This window comes from Natronohydrobacter thiooxidans, assembly GCF_001884735.1.
In the GTDB taxonomy this organism is placed as follows: domain Bacteria; phylum Pseudomonadota; class Alphaproteobacteria; order Rhodobacterales; family Rhodobacteraceae; genus Roseinatronobacter; species Roseinatronobacter thiooxidans_A.
Genome location: NZ_MJAP01000034.1, coordinates 448783 through 464565, shown reverse-complemented (window position 1 = coordinate 464565; position 15783 = coordinate 448783). Strand labels below are relative to the sequence as shown.

The following is a 15783-nucleotide window of genomic DNA, read 5'->3' as shown; positions in this document are numbered from 1 at the left end:
GAGACATGCCGCGGCCTGCGCACCTGCGCTTCCATCCCCGAGGCACGGAGAGCATCGTCGTCAAACAGAGCGCCCCTGTCCGCACCCCATCGCCCGAGCGCCCTGCGCAGCACGGGGCGCACCGGTCTACGGTTCCCCCGCGCCCTGCCGCCCGCGCCGCTGGTCGCAGCCCGGAAATCACGCCACGCGCACCGATCACCCGGCAAAACCGCATGCGCGCTCGTCTCCGACTCATGCCGCAGCCTGCGCACCTGCGCTTCCATCCCCGAGGCACGGAGAGCATCGTCGACCAACAGACTACCCCTGTCCGCGCCCCATCGCCCAAACGCCCGGCCACGGTTCCCCCGCGCCCTGCCGCGCGCGCCAGCGGTCCCGGCCCGGAAACCGAACCTCTCGCACCGATCACCCGGCATGCCCGTATCGGCGGCAAGCTCCAACACAGGCCCCGGCCTGCACGCCCGCCCCGCCATCCCCGAAGCGCTGATCGCATCCCTGTCACGCAGTCCGCCCATCCCCGCCCCCTATCGCCCCAGCGCCAGACGCAACACGCTGCGCGCCGAGCCATAGATCGCCAGCGCCAGCTCATGGCTCTGGCGGGTCTCTGCCGCGCGCATCATCTCGCGCTCCAGCGACACGGTGTTGCCATTGGGCGCGAATGACGGCGCCGCGCGATCCACCTGCGGCCCCGGCCCTGCGCCCGCCGTCCCCCAGTCCAGATGCGCCGGGCGCGTGGCCTTCAGCGCCCTCGCCGCCTGATAGCTGGCGCCGAATCCCGCCAGATCCCGCGCGCGATATCCCGGCGTATCGGCCTGCGCGATATTCTCGGCGATCACCGACTGGCGCGCCGCCGCATGACGGGCCATCGCCTGCGCCATGCGCATCACATCGGGTATCTCGAACATGAGGGTTTCTCCCTTGGGTCCATACACCCGTTTTTAAGAGTGATTCGCTTAAGGATCGGTAAGCGGCACAAAAAAAGAGCGACTCAAGCGATGGATCTGATGGACGAAATGCGCGCGCAGGTGCTCGACCTCAGCGCGCTGCGCATCTCGGGGCGGGTCGCGCGGGTGGACGGGCAGATGCTGGCGGTGCGCGGGCTGACCGATGCGGCCCGGATCGGCGACTGGCTGGATATCCGCACCCGCAATGGCAGCCGGATCGGGGCCGAAATCCTGCGCCTGACCCCGGAGGAGGTGCAGGCCCTGCCCGATGGCCCGCGCGACGGGCTGGCGATTGACGACCGCGCCGAATTGCGCCCCGCGCGCGGCATTGCCCCCGATGACAGCTGGATCGGCCGCGTGTTCGACCCTTACGGCCAGCCCCTCGATGGCCGCCCGCTGCTGCGCGGCGCGCAGGACCGGCCCCTCGACAGCCCCGCGCCCGAACCTGCGCGGCGCGGCCGTCTGGGGCAGCGGCTCGACACCGGCATGGCCGTGTTCAACACGCTCCTGCCCCTGGTCGCAGGCCAGCGCATCGGGCTTTTCGCGGGCTCGGGCGTGGGCAAGACCCTGCTTCTAGGCCAGTTCGCGCGCCATATGCAGGCCGATCTGGTGGTCATCGCGCTGGTGGGCGAACGCGGCCGCGAATTGCGCGATTTCATCGAGGATGTGCTGGGCGCGGACGGGCTCGCGCGCGCGGTCATCGTCACCGCCACCTCCGACCAGCCCCCGCTGACGCGGCGGCGCTGCGCGCAGGCCGCCATGTGCGTGGCCGAGCATTTCCGCGATCAGGGCAGGCATGTGCTGCTTCTGACCGACAGCATCACCCGGCTGGCAGAGGCGCATCGCGAAGTGGCCCTTGCCGCGGGCGAGGATGCCTCGCTGCGCGGCTTCCCGCCCTCGACCGCGCAGCGCATCATGGCGCTTGCCGAACGCGCGGGGCCGGGGCGCGACGGGCTGGGCGCGATCACTGCGATCTTCACCGTGCTGGTGGCGGGCTCCGACATGGAAGAACCCGTCGCCGATATCCTGCGCGGCGTGCTCGATGGCCATACCGTCATGGACCGCGCCATTGCCGAGCGCGGGCGCTTTCCCGCGATCGATGTGCTGCGCTCGGTCTCCCGCGCCCTGCCACATTGCGCAACCCCCGAGGAAAACGCCCGGATTGCCGAGGCCCGGCGGCTGCTCGGCGCCTATGACCGCGCGGAAATGATGGTGCAGGCGGGGCTATACGAGCGCGGCTCCGACCCGCTGGTGGACCGCGCCATCGCCACATGGCCTGCGCTCGATGCTTTCATCGCCGAATCCGCCCCCGCAGGCATCAAGGGCGCGTTTGCCCGGCTCGCGCAGTGTCTGGAGCCGCCCCCCAGGCCCCAGCCGACCGCAAAACACACAGCGAAACCGCCCCAACGGCCCGGAACCTGACCGCGCGCAGATTGCCCGCCCATGCGCCCTCGCTTGGGCAGCGCCCGCGAATGGCATGGGCAGGGGGGGCGGGCCATGAGCGGGCGCTTTCTCCGCCGCGATATCCCAGCCCCGGAAGCGCCCCCGCATCCCGCCCCCGGGCCACAGGCCACCGCCCGCGTCGAAAACCGGTTTCCCTCGGCCACCGAATTGCACTACATGAGCGGCAAAACTCAGCCTTCGGGGAAAGACATGGCGCGCATCCTGATCACTTCGGCCCTGCCCTATATCAACGGGATCAAGCATCTGGGCAATCTCGTCGGCAGCCAGTTGCCCGCCGATCTCTATGCCCGCTATTGCCGCGCGCGCGGCCATGAGGTCATGTTCATCTGCGCCACCGATGAACATGGCACGCCCGCAGAGCTTGCCGCCGCCAAGGCGGGCGAGGCCGTGGACGCCTATTGCGCCCGCATGCACGCGGTCCAGACCGATCTTGCGCGCGGCTTCGCGCTCTCCTTCGACCATTACGGACGCTCTTCCAGCGCCCGCAACCACGCCCTGACCCAGCATCTGGCGGCAAAGCTGGGCGAGGCCGGTCTGATCGAGGAAGTCGCGGAAAAACAGGTCTATTCCCATACCGATGGCCGCTTCCTGCCCGACCGCTATATCGAGGGCACCTGCCCCAATTGCGGCTATGAGCGCGCGCGCGGCGATCAATGCGAAAACTGCACCAAACAGCTTGACCCGACCGACCTGATCAACCCACGCAGCGCCATTTCCGGCGCCACCGATCTCGAAGTGCGCGAAACCCGCCATCTCTATCTGCGCCAGTCGAAACTGCGCGACACGCTGGACCAATGGATCGACAGCCAGCAGGGCTGGCCGGTGCTGACCACCTCGATTGCCAAGAAATGGCTGCATGATGGCGACGGGCTGCAGGATCGCGGCATCACCCGCGATCTGGACTGGGGCGTACCGGTGCAATTCGAGGGTGCGCCCTGGCAGGGCATGGAAGGCAAGGTCTTCTATGTCTGGTTCGACGCCCCCATCGAATATATCGCCGCCACCGCCGAATGGGCCGATGCACAGGGGCTTGATGACAGCGCATGGCGGCGCTGGTGGCGCAGGGACGAGGGCGCAGAGGATGTGCGTTATGTGCAATTCATGGGCAAGGACAATGTGCCCTTCCACACGCTCAGCTTCCCCGCCACCCTCATCGGCTCCGCCGAGCCGTGGAAAATGGTCGATTACATCAAGTCCTTCAACTACCTGAATTATGATGGCGGGCAATTCTCGACCTCGCTCGGGCGCGGCGTGTTCATGGATCAGGCGCTCTCGATCCTGCCCAGCGATTACTGGCGCTGGTGGCTGCTCAGCCACGCCCCCGAAAACAGCGATTCCGAGTTCACATGGGAGAATTTCCAGAGTTCCGTGAACAAGGATCTGGCCGATGTGCTGGGCAATCTGGTCAGCCGCGTCACCAAATTCTGCCGCTCGAAATTCGGCGAAACCGTCCCGACCGGCGGCACCACCGGCGCGCGCGAAGATCAACTCATCGCTGATCTGACCACCCGCCTGCGCGCTTACGAGACCCATATGGAAGCCATGGAAATCCGCAAATCCGCAGGCGAATTGCGCGCGCTCTGGGTTCTGGGCAATGAATACCTGCAAGAGGCCGCGCCTTGGTCCAGCTTCAAGAGTGACCCCGACCTTGCCGCTGCACAGATCCGCCTCGCGCTCAACCTGATCCGCTTCTATGCGGTCGTGTCGCAACCCTTCATCCCCGAAGCGAGCGCGCGCATCATGGCCGACATGCAGTCTGACAACTGGTCATGGCCCGCTGATGTCGCGGCAGCCCTCGACACGCTCAAACCCGGCCATGCCTTCACAGTCCCCGAGGTGCTTTTCGCCAAGATCACCGATGAGCAACGCGCGGAATGGGAAGCGCGTTTCGCAGGCCAGCGCTGAAAGCTGCGGCAGACAGCACCGCAGCCATAGTGCCCGCCCGGGCAACCAGCCCGGGCAGCGCCCGCGAAGCGTGCAAGGGCGGGTGGGTGGGCACGCTGAGCGGGCGCTCTCTCCCTCACCCCAGGCGCGCAACCGCTTCATGCGTTTTTTCTACTGATTTCCCATTTCAGGCCAGCGCTGAAACGCCGCAGCGAAAGCGCTTGCAGCAGCAGATCATTTCCCGATACATTTCGTCAGGTTCAGGCAGCCAGAGTCTGATATGACCATCAGCACCCAGTGACCGGTTTTATCACATCTCGCTGAAGGATCTTTCCCATGAAACGAAGAACTGCGCTGATCGTTGCACTGGCCATGGGCGCGATGCCCGTCTTTGCCGAAGAGCGGCCTGACCATTACGCCGCCGAGACATCTGCGGATCTGGCCGAAGCCATGGACAATTTCTCCACCCATAACAAACGCATGGCCGAGATTCTGGCACAGCCCGCGATGACCCCGGACCATATGGAGGATATCCACCAGCTGACCTATACGCTGGAAGACGCGCTTGCAAAGATCATCACTGAGGCCACCGAGCTCGCCGAGCGTCTGGAAGAGGTCCATCTCGCCTCGGAAGGGGTGGATGCCGCGAAACTCACCGGACTGGCCAGTGCCTATCTGGCGCGCGCGCAGCAGCTTGTGCCCTGACGGGCGGCGCATCCGCCATCACGGCGAAGGCGCCCGATCAGCCCCGCGTCACTCCGGGCAGAGCGGGTTGGTGAAAGCCAGCCCGTTCACCACCCGCAGCAGGCTCCCGTCATCAAGCTTCATCAACAGGATCCGGTCCGACCATTCCGCCCCCTCGCCGCTGCATTGCAGATCGAACAGCCGCGCCGCACTCATGTCGCGGATATTGGTCGGATTGGCCAGCCGACAGACCGATTCGATCCCGAAAAACTGCCCCTCCTCGATGCGGAACGCCGCCCCCGGCACATCGCCCTGCCCGACCAGACAGTCCCGCGCCGCCGGATCAATCGCATAGGTGCCGTCAAACTGCGCAGTATCCGCCAGCGCCGCCCCCGCGCCCATCACACCGGCCATCGCCCAGATGCATTTTCTCATGATCTCCCCCGCTCAATTGCCCGCAACACCCTACCCAAGCCCGCCACAGCGCGCAAACCGCCATTTTCGCGCAACCGGGGATTTCCGCTTCCAACTCGCCCGGCCCTGCACTAGCATCATTCTCATGTTCACCATCGAGCACGATTTCGACGCCACCGTCATCACCCTCGTGGACGAGGGCGCGCCCCATGCAGAGGCGCTGCGCGAGGATGTGATCATCACCGCGTTCGAGGATTGCGTGACACTCCGCCAGTTCGACCCGCAAAGCGATGATGATGTCGTCATCACCCTGTCGCTGTCGCAATTGCGCGAACTGGCCGCAGCCCTGAACCTGCCCGAAGGCAGCTATCGGCTCGACCCCGGCAAAGGCGCGCGCGGCAGCTGAACGCTGCCCTTCCGCCCGCCGCCCCCCCCGCACTCACATTTTCAGAAAGGTCGCAACATGCTGACAAATGACCAACTCAGCCAGTGGGATCGCGAGAATTTCCTCCACCCCTCCACCCATTTCGGCCAGCACGGACGCGGCGAAAGCCCCGCGCGCATCGTCAGCACCGCCAAGGGCGTCTATATCGAGGATCGCGACGGCACCCGCCTGCTCGACGCTTTCGCGGGCCTCTATTGCGTCAATGTCGGCTATGGCCGCAGCGAGATTGCCGAGGCCATCGCCGCCCAGGCGCATGAGCTGGCCTATTACCACGCCTATGTCGGCCACGGGACCGAGGCTTCGATCACGCTCGCCCATATGGTGGCAGAGCGCGCGCCCGCGCATATGAACCGCGTCTATTTCGGCCTTGGCGGGTCGGATGCGAATGAAACCAATGTGAAACTTGTCTGGTATATCAACAACGTCCGGGGCCGCCCCGAGAAACGCAAGATCATCTCGCGCTGGCGCGGCTATCACGGCTCGGGCCTGATCACCGGCTCGCTCACCGGCCTCACGCCCTTCCACGCGAAATTCGGCCTGCCCCTGTCCGAGGTCATCCATACCGAGGCCCCCTATTACTTCCGCCGCCCCGACCCCGCGATGAGCGAGGAACAGTTCACCGCCCATTGCGCCGCGAAACTGGAAGAGCTGATCGAGCGCGAAGGCGCGGACACGATCGGCGCTTTCATCGGCGAGCCGATCCTTGGCACCGGCGGCATCGTCCCCCCGCCCGCAGGCTATTGGGAAGCGATCCAGCCGATTCTCAAGAAACACGATATCCTGCTGATCGCCGATGAGGTCGTCACCGGGTTCGGCCGTCTGGGCACGATGATGGGTTCCACCCATTACGGTATCACCCCTGATATCATCACCATCGCCAAGGGCCTCACTTCCGCCTATGCGCCGCTTTCCGGCTCCATCGTCAGCGACGAGATGTACAGGATCCTCGAAGAAGGCACCGACAGGTTCGGCCCCTTCGGCCATGGCTGGACCTATTCCGCCCATCCCATCGGCGCCGCTGCCGGTGTGGCAAACCTCAAACTGGTGGACAGCCTTGGTCTGGTGGAGAATGCCCGCGACACTGGTGCCTATTTCCGCCAGACCATGGCCGATGCGCTGGCAGATCACCGTTTCGTCGGCGATGTGCGCGGCGACGGCATGCTCGCCGCAGTCGAATTGCAGCGCGACCCCGCCACGGGCACGGATTTCGACGCCGCCGAGAAAGTCACCGCGCAGGTGGTGGGCGAAATGGCCAGACGCGGCGTGATCGCCCGCGCCATGCCGCAGGGCGAAATCATCGGCTTCGCGCCCCCCCTGTGCCTGTCCCGGCCCGAGGCCGATGAGATCGTCACCGCCACGCGCGACGCTATCGACGCTGTGACCGGCCAGTTCTGACCCCCAAAGCCCCCAAAGCCCCCGCAATCCCGCGGGGGCTTTTTTGTCCTGCGGATCCGCCCATGACCACAACCAACCCGAATTTTACCCAGGCCGAATATGAGGCCCGCATCACCCGCACCCGCGTCGAAATGGACCTGCGCGGCATCGAGTTGATGATCATCTGCGATCCCTCCAACATGAACTGGATCTCGGGCTATGACGGCTGGTCCTTCTATGTGCCGCAGGCGGTCCTGCTGCCGCTCCACGGCGATCCGATCTGGTGGGGGCGCGGCATCGACGCCCCCGGCGCCCTGCGCACGGTCTTCACCAAAAGCGAAGACAGCATCGTCCCCTATGATGACACCTATGTTCAGAACCCGCAGAAACACGCGATGGAAGCGCTGGCCGCGCTGATCATTGATCGCGGCTGGAATACCGGCTGGATCGGCGTCGAGATGGACAATTACTATTATTCCGCCGCCGCGCATCAGACCCTTGTGAACCATCTGCACGAAGCCCGCTTTGTCGATGCCACGGGGCTCGTGAACTGGCAAAGGCTGGTGAAATCCGAATCCGAACTGCTCTATATCCGCCGCGCAGCCCGGATCGTCGAACGCATGCATCAGGTCATCCTCGATGTCGCCGAACCCGGCATGGCCAAGAACCTGCTGGTGGCCGAGATTTCCAAGGCCGGGATCGAAGGCGCGGATGGCCAATGGGGCGATTACCCCGCCATCGTGCCCATGGCCCCTTCCGGCCTCGATGCCACTGCCGCGCATCTGACCTGGGATGACCGGCCCATGCGCAAGGGCGAATCGACCTTTTTCGAAATCGCGGGCGTGCATCGCCGCTACCATTGTCCGCAATCGCGCACGCTGTTTTTCGGCACTGTCCCCGATCTCTACCGCCATGCCGAAGACGCGGTGTTAGAGGCGACCGAGGCGGGCCTCTCGCAATGCTATCCCGGCGCGCGGGCCGAGGATGTGGCCAATGCCTTCAACGCGACGCTGAACAAGCGCGGCTTCGAGAAGGACAATCGCTGCGGCTATTCCATCGGTCTCAGCTACCCGCCCGACTGGGGCGAGCGCACGCTGTCTTTACGCCGTGGTGACATGACCGAGCTGAAACCGGGCATGGTGATTCACTTCATGCCCGCGCTCTGGCTCGAAGATGGCGGGCTGGAAATCACCGAGCCGGTGCTCATCACCGAACAAGGGCCGGAACTTCTCTGCGAAACACCGCGCGAGATCTTCGTGAAATAACGGTCGCAACCCGGCTGGAGCGCATTTTTCACATCGCGGAATGCGTTTTCATCAGGCAAAAAAAGAACCCCGCGACAGACGCGGGGTTTTTTCATCTGGTGAAAGGCTTTTTCAAATCAACATCTAGTCGACAAAAGCCTTTTCCACCACATATTCTGCGGGGGCAGAGTTCGCCCCTTCGCGCAGCCCAGCTTCTTCCAGTATCGCCTTGATATCCTTGTTGAAATCCAGCGATCCGCAGACCATCGCCCGGTCAGTCTCCGGGTCCAGCGGCGGGATGCCAAGATCGGCAAAAACCTTTTCGGACAACAGGTTATCGGTCACTCTTCCCATATTCGCACTCGGCTCGCGCGTCGTCGCCGGGTAATACAAGAGCTTGCCCTCGACCAGTTCCCCGATCAGCGGGTCTTCCGGCAGCGCCTCGATCAGGTTTCTGCCATAGGTCAGTTCCGCCGCCTCGCGGCAGGTATGCATGACGATAACCTGTTGATATTTCTCCCAGGTTTCCGGGTCGCGCAGGAGCGAGGCAAAGGGCGCGATGCCGGTTCCGGTGGCCAGCATCCACAGCCGCTTGCCCGGCAGCAATGCATCAAGCACTAGCGTTCCGACCGGCTTGGGCCGCAAGATGATGGGGTCTCCGGGCTGGATATGCTGCAGACGCGAGGTCAGCGGGCCATCCGGCACTTTGATGGAATAGAACTCCAATTCCTCGTCCCATGAGGGCGAAGCTATTGAATAGGCTCGCAAAAGTGGCTTGCCATTGTCGCCCATCAGCCCGATCATCACAAACTCGCCCGAGCGGAAGCGCAGGCTTTGCGGGCGCGAGCAGCGAAAGGCAAAAAGCCTGTCGGTATAATGGGTTACGCTTGTGACCACCTGCGCATCGGGCAGCGTGGGGGTGGCTTTCTTCGCCTGAAGAACGTCGTCCAGTGACATGAATTATAGTCCTTTTATGCTTGCAACCGACGCTGGTAATGCGGCGCCTGCCAATCCGCCCGCGCCAACCAGTCGCTTTCAGGTTGCCGTTCCGCCAGCGCAGGCGGGATCTCGATCTCGTCGAAACCCGACCGCCGCGCCATGGCATATTGATCCGCAATCAGCGGCCCCGCCGCGCGCAACCGCCCGGAAAAACCCATACGCCGCAATTGCTTAGCCAGCGTGAACCCGCGCCCATCGCTGAAAGCGGGGATCAGGACGCGGATATGACTCGCGCGTTCGGCAAGCCCTTCCACAGCCTCCGGGGCCGTGTCGCCGGGCAGATCAACAGCCACCAGGCTGTTGATCCCGTTGGGTTCCATCTCGGCGAACGCGACCGCCCCTTCGGGCCAGTCATCGCTCTTGAAGCCGGTATCGGTGACAATCACACTCATGCTGCATCTGCCTTCCGGGCGCGCTGCGGCACCCCGCCAATGAAATGAATCCCGCATTCGGTTTTTTCCGTTCCGCGCCAACGACCTGCGCGGGGATCTTCACCCGACAGGACGCGCGAAGTGCAGGGCTGGCAGCCGATCGACGGATAGCCCCGCGCGACCAGCGGGTGGCGCGGCAGGTCATGCGCATCGAGATAGGCGCCGATCTGCGCGGCCGTCCAATCTGCCAATGGATTCAATCGGATACGTCCCGTTCCTGGCTCCATCTCCACCCGGTCAAGATCCGCGCGCGTCGCCGCCTGATGCCGCTTGCGCCCGGTGATCCAGGCATCATAGCCCTGCAGCGCCCGCTCCAGCGGCTCCGCCTTGCGCAGCTGGCAGCAGCTTTCGGTATCCGACTGATACAGCAACCCCTCCGGGTCACGCTCGAAGAGCGCCGTACGATCCGGCGTGATCGTCTGCACATTGCTCAGCCCCAGATGCGCGGCCAGATCCTTCTGATAGGCCACGGTCTCGGGAAAAAGTGCAAGAGTATCAATGAATAAGACCGGAAGATCGCGGTCGATCTGGGCCACCATATGCAAGAGCACAGCCGAATCCGCCCCGAAGGACGAGACCATCGCGACACGCCCCACCCGCGCGATGGCGTCCGTCAGAAAACCCTGCGCGGTGCTCTCGGCATGATCGCGCAGCAGCTCGGCAATCAGGGAAGGTGCATCAAGCGGCATCTGCGCGATCTCCTGTCAGATAGAGTGCATCCTTGAAAGGTTGCGCCCCAAGCCGTTGGAATGTCTGGATAAACTCTTCCTGCGGATCTTCGCGCAGGTCGAGATAGGCATCGATCACCCGTTCGATGGCCGGGACGATCTGGTCATAGGCAAAGCCCGGACCAGCACGTTCCCCAAGCGCCGCCGTCTCGGTCGCATCGCCGCCAAGCGTGATCTGGTAATTCTCGACGCCCGCCCGGTCGAGACCGAGAATCCCGATATGACCCACATGATGATGTCCGCAGGCGTTGATGCACCCCGATATCTTGATTTTCAGCCCGCCGATATCCTGCTCACGCGCTTCAAACGCGGTCGCGATTTCCTGCGCGACCGGGATCGAGCGCGCCGTGGCCAACGCGCAATAATCCATGCCGGGGCAGGCGATGATATCCGAGATCAGCCCGACATTCGCCGTCGCTAGCCCGGCCTGTTGCAGCGCCGCGTGCAGCGCGGGCAAGTCGGATTTGTGCACATGTGGCAGGATCACGTTCTGCTCATGGCTGATACGCAACTCGTCATGGCCATAGCGCTCGGCCAGATCGGCCATCAGGCGCATCTGGTCCGAGGTCGCGTCCCCCGGTGTCGCCCCATGCGCCTTCAGGCTGATGGTGACAATCGTGTAGCCCTCTTGCCAGTGCTGGGCCAGATTCGTATCCGCGAAGGACCGGAATACAGGGTCATTTTTATACGCGATTTCATAGGCTTCTGTCGGCGCCACGCGGAAAGCGGGCGGCGCGAAGTCGCGGCGCAGATCGGCGAGGATCGCCTGATCGGCCCCCTGCCATTCGGCGCGCAGCGTCTCGAACCGGCGCTGGACACGGGCGCGGACCTCTTCCAGCCCAAGCTCGTTCACCATGATCTTGATGCGCGCCTTGTATTTGTTATCGCGGCGACCGAAGCTGTTATAGGTCGACAGGATCGCCTCGATATAGGGCAGCAGATCGGCCTCGGGGATGAATTCCGCCAGCACCTTGCCGATCACCGGCGTGCGGCCCAGACCACCACCAACGATCACCTCAAACCCGCGCTGGCCGTCCTGCAGCACCATGCGCAGCCCGATATCATGCGCGCGGGTCACGGCGCGGTCATTGGGGCTGCCGGTGATGGCGATCTTGAACTTGCGCGGCAGGAACTGGAATTCGGGGTGATCGGTGGACCATTGGCGCAAGAGCTCCGCCACGGGGCGCGGATCTGCGATCTCATCCGCCGCAGCACCTGCGAAATGATCCGCCGTCACATTGCGCACGCAATTGCCCGAGGTCTGGATCGCATGCATCCCGACTTCGGCCAAAGCATCAAGGATATCAGGCACATCGCGCAGACGCGGCCAGTTGTACTGGATGTTCTGGCGGGTGGTGAAATGGCCGTAGCCCTTGTCCCATTTATCGGCGATCAGGGCCAGCTGGCGCATCTGGGCGCTGCGGAGCGTGCCGTAGGGGATGGCCACGCGCAGCATATAGGCATGGAGCTGCAGATAGAGCCCGTTCATCAGGCGCAGCGGGCGAAATTCCTCTTCGGTCAGGTTGCCGGCGATGCGGCGTTCCACCTGGGCGCGGAACTGGGCGTTGCGGGTCGCGAGGAAGTCGCGGTCGAATTCGGAATAGGTATACATGGCGTTCGGTCCTTTGATGGGCAGGTCAGGAATATGTGGCTTGGGGGCTCAACACATTCGCTCGGCCTGTTTGCCATGCAGGTAGTTTGACGGGCCGCGCGCGCGGAATTCTTCGCGGAAATGCGCGGGCTCGGGGCCGTCGGGGCCACTGCGCGCGGGCGCAAGATAGGCGCCGACCAGCCGATCGGGCTGGGCATTCGCGGCGTCCAGCGCGGCCTCGGCGGCGGCCTGATCGGTAAACAACTCGGCCTCGGCATGGATGCGCGACCAGCCGCCCTGCGGCGTCAGATAGACGACATCGCCTTCGAACAGGTCATTCGCAGTGACGACAGAAGTGGTGAATCGGGTGCTCATAGGGCCTGTTCCTGAATCTCGATTGCCTGCTCGGCGGCTTTGGGCGCAAGGCCCAGAAGGATGATCGCGGGACCGGCAAGCACGCTGGCCTGCTGCGGCAGATGCGCGAGCGTGGTGGGGAGGATCTGCTGATCCACGCGCGAGGCGTTCTCGACCAGCGTGACCGGGGTGTCGGGGCTGGCGCCATGCATCAGAAGCCGCCCCTGAACAAAGCGCGCGGCGCGTTTACCCATATAAATCGCGGTGATTGCGCCGGGGGCGGCCAGTGCGCGCCAGTCCTGATCGGCATAGCCCTGCATGTCATGGGCCGTTACCAGCCGCAGCGACTGATTGCGCCCGCGCCGGGTCAGGCTCTGGCCGATGCTGGCGGCTGCGGCGGAGGCCGCAGTGACACCGGGGATGACCTGCCAGCGGATGCGGGCGGCGTCGAGCGCTTCGGTTTCTTCGTCCAGACGGCCAAAGACCGAGGCATCGCCGCCCTTGAGACGCACCACATGCGCACCCTGCCCGGCATGTTCGATCATCAGGCGGTGAATTTCCTCTTGCGGGGTCGAGGGGCCGAAACCTTCCTTGCCGACAGAGATCATCACCGCCTCGCGCCGGGCGAGTTCGAGGATTTCGGGCGAGACCAGCCGGTCAAAGATCACGACATCGGCGCGGTCGATCAGCTTGCGGGCTTTCAGCGTCAGCAGTTCTGCGTCGCCGGGGCCTGCCGAGACGAAATCGACATGGCCTTCGGGGGCGGCCGCGTCCAGATGGCGGACGAGCAGATCGTCCAGCGCCTGCCGGACCTGTCCCTCGCCGCCCTGATGCAGTGCGCGGGGGCCTGCAGTGTCGAAATATTCCGACCAGAAGGCGCGACGGCGCGCGCCCTGCGGCAACTGCTCGGCCAGAGCGCGGAAGCCCTTGCCGATGCGGGTGAGGAGACCCAGCGAGGCGGGCAGCACCTCTTCGAGATGGGCCTTGATCTTGCGCGCCAGTACCGGGGCCGCGCCTTCGGTGCCGATGGCGATGACGACGGGGCTGCGATCGACGATGGCCGGGGTCAGGAAGTCGGAAGCGTCGAGATTGTCGACGACATTCACGAGCGCGCCCGCCTCGCGGCCAAGGGCTGCGATGCGGGCATCCTCGGCATCATCGCCGGTCGCGGCATAGACCAGACGCGCGTCCTGCAGATCGCTGCCCAGAAGCGAGCGGCGGATCAGGGTCACGCGGGGGGTGTGGGCTTCGATCTCGGGGGCGAAATCCGGCGCGGCAAGGGTGATCTGCGCATCGGTTTTCAGCAGGAGCCGCAGTTTCGCCAGCGCAATCTCACCGCCGCCGCCGATAACGACGCGGGCACGGGTCATGTCCAGAAAGACCGGATAGTGCTGCATGGGGCGACTCCTGTTTCGCTTGTGCAGCAATATAGAATATTTTCCTGCTATTTGACCATATGCGCGGCAGGATAAGGAACATGTTCAATGTACATAGTCAGGGCAGTAACTGATCAGCAGTTTGGCCCCGGAATTGGAAAGCTGTTCCGGCAAGATGCCCGCTGCGCGATCAAATACCTTGAGGACAGGAAAAGCGGGGACTGACCACCCCCGCCCGCTGGTGGATATCCGCGCAAGGATGACAGGCGTCGGACCGCGCTATCCCGGCGCGCGTTCGGCCCAGCCTGCGAAGATTTTTTCCAGCGCCACAACGATGTAATAGAGCACGATCCCGAGGAAGGCGAGCGCGATCAGCACCGCGAACATCAGCGGGAAATCGGAATTGGTGCGCCCGCTATCGAACAGCGCGCCAAGGCCGCGCCCGTGCGGGCTGACGATCTCCATCAGGTTGGTGCCGATGAAGGCAAGTGTCACCGCGACTTTCAGCGCGCCGAAGAATTCCGGCAGGGTCTTGGGCAGGGCAATCTTCCAGAAGATCGTCGCCTGCGAGGCCCCAAGGCTGCGCAGGATATCGCGATATTCGGGCTCCAGCGTCGAGAGGCCGATACTGACCGAGACCGCGATGGGGAAGAAGGAGATCATGAAGGCCAGAAGCACCGTGTTGAAATCATGCTGGCCCACGAACATCAGCGCGACGATGGGCACCACCGTCGCCTTGGGGATGGCGTTGAAGCCCACGAGGATCGGATAAAGCGCGTCTCGCATGGTGCGCGAAAAGCCCATGATCATGCCCAGAGCCGTGCCGAACAGAACCGCCAGCATCAGCCCCAGAACCGTGCGCCAGAGCGTCTGCCAGCCCATAGTCAGGAACAGGTGCCAATGGCGCTGATAGGCGGGCAGCAGGTCCGAGGGCGCGGCCATCTTGAATTTGGGCCAGCCATTGAACCAGACCAGCCATTCCCAGAAAGCCAGCAGGATCGCGATGGCGATGAGCGGGACCGCAATGGCGCGCAAGTGCTTGTTCATGCTGAGGCTTCCCCGGCCGACGCGCGCCCCTGCGCGATCTGGATCTGGTGGCGCAGGATGTTGAGCTGCTCGGCGGCCTGCGGCGTGTAGAGGTCATCGAGCGTGCGCAGGCCGCTGGAAGGGATATCGAGCACATATTGCGTGCGCGCGGGGCGGCCCGAGAGCACCACAACCTGATCGGCCAGAAAGATCGATTCCCGCAGATCATGGGTGATCAGCACGCCGGTAAAGGGTTCGCGTTCCTTGACGCGGTGCATGGTCTGCCAGAGGTCTTCGCGGGTGAAGGCGTCGAGCGCGCCGAAGGGCTCGTCAAGGATCAGCACTTCGGGCTGGTGGATCAGCGCGCGGCAAAGGCTGGCGCGCTGACGCATCCCGCCCGACAGTTCCGAGGGGCGCTTGTCCTCGAACCCCTCCAGCCCCACCAGCGACAAGAGGAAGCGTGCGCGCTCTTCGGCCTGTTTTTTGGACAATTTCGAGGGCACGATTTCAAGCGGCAGCAGAACGTTCTTGAGGATCGAGCGCCATTCCAGCAGCACCGGGTTCTGAAACGCCATGCCGACGGTCGCGCGCGGTCCCTTCACGCGCTCGCCATGCAGCCAGACCTCGCCCTGATCGGGTTTCATCAGCCCGGCGATCAGCCGCGTCAGGGTGGATTTGCCGCAGCCCGAGGGGCCGACCACAGCGACAAAGCCGCCTTCGGGTACAGAGATTTCCAGACCGTCCAGAACCGGCAGCGGCCCGGCATCGGTGCGATAGGCGTGACGCACGCCCTTGATTTCAATGAGATTTGTCATGCGGCCCTTTTGG

Annotated in this window: 16 protein-coding genes; 6 read left to right on the top strand and 10 right to left on the bottom strand. The window is 64.2% G+C overall.

Annotated elements, in window-relative coordinates; translation table 11 throughout:
• Positions 1-521: 521 nt before the first annotated feature.
• On the bottom strand, positions 522-902 hold the full coding sequence (locus tag BG457_RS16885) for a FlgB family protein (RefSeq protein ID WP_071798742.1): 381 nt from the start codon (positions 900-902) through the stop codon (positions 522-524).
• 99 nt (positions 903-1001) lie between these two features.
• Here BG457_RS16885 and BG457_RS16880 point away from each other — a divergent pair, with 99 nt between their 5' ends.
• The 3 genes from BG457_RS16880 to BG457_RS16870 all read left to right on the top strand — a co-directional run bounded on the left by BG457_RS16880 (position 1002) and on the right by BG457_RS16870 (position 4994).
• Positions 1002-2363, top strand: coding sequence for a FliI/YscN family ATPase (locus BG457_RS16880; protein WP_071799271.1), 1362 nt, complete (start codon positions 1002-1004; stop codon positions 2361-2363).
• A gap of 231 nt (positions 2364-2594) precedes the next feature.
• A complete protein-coding gene (gene metG / locus BG457_RS16875; protein WP_071799270.1) occupies positions 2595-4310 on the top strand; it encodes a methionine--tRNA ligase in 1716 nt (571 codons plus the stop codon).
• A 315-nt stretch (positions 4311-4625) separates the two neighbouring features.
• Positions 4626-4994, top strand: a complete 369-nt coding sequence (locus BG457_RS16870; RefSeq protein ID WP_071798740.1) for a DUF6746 family protein — start codon at positions 4626-4628, stop codon at positions 4992-4994.
• 48 nt (positions 4995-5042) lie between these two features.
• On the opposite strand, the gene BG457_RS16865 is transcribed toward BG457_RS16870, so the two are convergent.
• A complete protein-coding gene (locus tag BG457_RS16865) occupies positions 5043-5408 on the bottom strand; it encodes a hypothetical protein (protein WP_071798738.1) in 366 nt (121 codons plus the stop codon).
• A 124-nt stretch (positions 5409-5532) separates the two neighbouring features.
• Here BG457_RS16865 and BG457_RS16860 point away from each other — a divergent pair, with 124 nt between their 5' ends.
• The 3 genes from BG457_RS16860 (at position 5533) to BG457_RS16850 (ending at position 8471) form a co-directional block, all read left to right on the top strand.
• Entirely contained in the window at positions 5533-5793 is a 261-nt protein-coding gene (locus BG457_RS16860) for a hypothetical protein (protein WP_071798737.1), read from the top strand.
• A 57-nt stretch (positions 5794-5850) separates the two neighbouring features.
• Positions 5851-7227 carry an aminotransferase class III-fold pyridoxal phosphate-dependent enzyme gene (locus BG457_RS16855; protein ID WP_071798735.1) on the top strand — a complete coding sequence of 459 codons (1377 nt, stop codon included), beginning with the start codon at positions 5851-5853 and terminating at the stop codon, positions 7225-7227.
• 62 nt (positions 7228-7289) lie between these two features.
• A complete protein-coding gene (locus tag BG457_RS16850) occupies positions 7290-8471 on the top strand; it encodes a M24 family metallopeptidase (RefSeq protein WP_071798733.1) in 1182 nt (393 codons plus the stop codon).
• 123 nt (positions 8472-8594) lie between these two features.
• Here BG457_RS16850 and BG457_RS16845 read toward each other — a convergent pair whose 3' ends face one another.
• The 8 genes from BG457_RS16845 to BG457_RS16810 all read right to left on the bottom strand — a co-directional run bounded on the left by BG457_RS16845 (position 8595) and on the right by BG457_RS16810 (position 15770).
• On the bottom strand, positions 8595-9407 hold the full coding sequence (locus BG457_RS16845; protein ID WP_071798731.1) for a ferredoxin--NADP reductase: 813 nt from the start codon (positions 9405-9407) through the stop codon (positions 8595-8597).
• Between the two features lie 14 nt (positions 9408-9421).
• Positions 9422-9841, bottom strand: coding sequence for a DUF934 domain-containing protein (locus tag BG457_RS16840; RefSeq protein ID WP_071798728.1), 420 nt, complete (start codon positions 9839-9841; stop codon positions 9422-9424).
• On the bottom strand, positions 9838-10569 hold the full coding sequence (locus BG457_RS16835) for a phosphoadenylyl-sulfate reductase (RefSeq protein WP_071798727.1): 732 nt from the start codon (positions 10567-10569) through the stop codon (positions 9838-9840). The genes BG457_RS16840 and BG457_RS16835 overlap by 4 nt, the downstream gene beginning before the upstream one ends.
• Positions 10559-12220 (bottom strand): nitrite/sulfite reductase, encoded by a 1662-nt coding sequence (locus BG457_RS16830; RefSeq protein WP_071798725.1) that lies wholly within the window; start codon positions 12218-12220, stop codon positions 10559-10561. Before BG457_RS16830 ends, BG457_RS16835 begins: the two co-directional genes overlap by 11 nt.
• Before the next feature lie 48 nt (positions 12221-12268).
• The gene (locus BG457_RS16825; protein ID WP_071798723.1) at positions 12269-12574 is read right to left on the bottom strand and encodes a DUF2849 domain-containing protein; all 306 of its coding nucleotides are present in this window, start codon (positions 12572-12574) and stop codon (positions 12269-12271) included.
• Positions 12571-13950 (bottom strand): siroheme synthase CysG, encoded by a 1380-nt coding sequence (gene cysG, locus BG457_RS16820; protein WP_071798721.1) that lies wholly within the window; start codon positions 13948-13950, stop codon positions 12571-12573. Before cysG ends, BG457_RS16825 begins: the two co-directional genes overlap by 4 nt.
• Positions 13951-14208: 258 nt before the next feature.
• Positions 14209-14976 carry an ABC transporter permease gene (locus BG457_RS16815; protein WP_071798718.1) on the bottom strand — a complete coding sequence of 256 codons (768 nt, stop codon included), beginning with the start codon at positions 14974-14976 and terminating at the stop codon, positions 14209-14211.
• Positions 14973-15770, bottom strand: coding sequence for an ABC transporter ATP-binding protein (locus tag BG457_RS16810; protein WP_071799269.1), 798 nt, complete (start codon positions 15768-15770; stop codon positions 14973-14975). The genes BG457_RS16815 and BG457_RS16810 overlap by 4 nt, the downstream gene beginning before the upstream one ends.
• Positions 15771-15783 lie beyond the last annotated feature (13 nt).

Bases quoted from the DNA above. Each gene is read 5' to 3' on its own strand.
- BG457_RS16855 (WP_071798735.1), top strand. From the start codon at position 5,851: ATGCTGACAAATGACCAACTCAGCCAGTGGGATCGCGAGAATTTCCTC.
- metG (WP_071799270.1), top strand. From the start codon at position 2,595: ATGGCGCGCATCCTGATCACTTCGGCCCTGCCCTATATCAACGGGATC.
- BG457_RS16860 (WP_071798737.1), top strand. From the start codon at position 5,533: ATGTTCACCATCGAGCACGATTTCGACGCCACCGTCATCACCCTCGTG.
- BG457_RS16830 (WP_071798725.1), bottom strand. From the start codon at position 12,220: ATGTATACCTATTCCGAATTCGACCGCGACTTCCTCGCGACCCGCAAC.
- BG457_RS16885 (WP_071798742.1), bottom strand. From the start codon at position 902: ATGTTCGAGATACCCGATGTGATGCGCATGGCGCAGGCGATGGCCCGT.
- BG457_RS16840 (WP_071798728.1), bottom strand. From the start codon at position 9,841: ATGAGTGTGATTGTCACCGATACCGGCTTCAAGAGCGATGACTGGCCC.
- BG457_RS16880 (WP_071799271.1), top strand. From the start codon at position 1,002: ATGGACGAAATGCGCGCGCAGGTGCTCGACCTCAGCGCGCTGCGCATC.
- BG457_RS16825 (WP_071798723.1), bottom strand. From the start codon at position 12,574: ATGAGCACCCGATTCACCACTTCTGTCGTCACTGCGAATGACCTGTTC.
- BG457_RS16835 (WP_071798727.1), bottom strand. From the start codon at position 10,569: ATGCCGCTTGATGCACCTTCCCTGATTGCCGAGCTGCTGCGCGATCAT.
- BG457_RS16850 (WP_071798733.1), top strand. From the start codon at position 7,290: ATGACCACAACCAACCCGAATTTTACCCAGGCCGAATATGAGGCCCGC.
- BG457_RS16810 (WP_071799269.1), bottom strand. From the start codon at position 15,770: ATGACAAATCTCATTGAAATCAAGGGCGTGCGTCACGCCTATCGCACC.
- BG457_RS16865 (WP_071798738.1), bottom strand. From the start codon at position 5,408: ATGAGAAAATGCATCTGGGCGATGGCCGGTGTGATGGGCGCGGGGGCG.
- BG457_RS16870 (WP_071798740.1), top strand. From the start codon at position 4,626: ATGAAACGAAGAACTGCGCTGATCGTTGCACTGGCCATGGGCGCGATG.
- BG457_RS16815 (WP_071798718.1), bottom strand. From the start codon at position 14,976: ATGAACAAGCACTTGCGCGCCATTGCGGTCCCGCTCATCGCCATCGCG.
- BG457_RS16845 (WP_071798731.1), bottom strand. From the start codon at position 9,407: ATGTCACTGGACGACGTTCTTCAGGCGAAGAAAGCCACCCCCACGCTG.
- cysG (WP_071798721.1), bottom strand. From the start codon at position 13,950: ATGCAGCACTATCCGGTCTTTCTGGACATGACCCGTGCCCGCGTCGTT.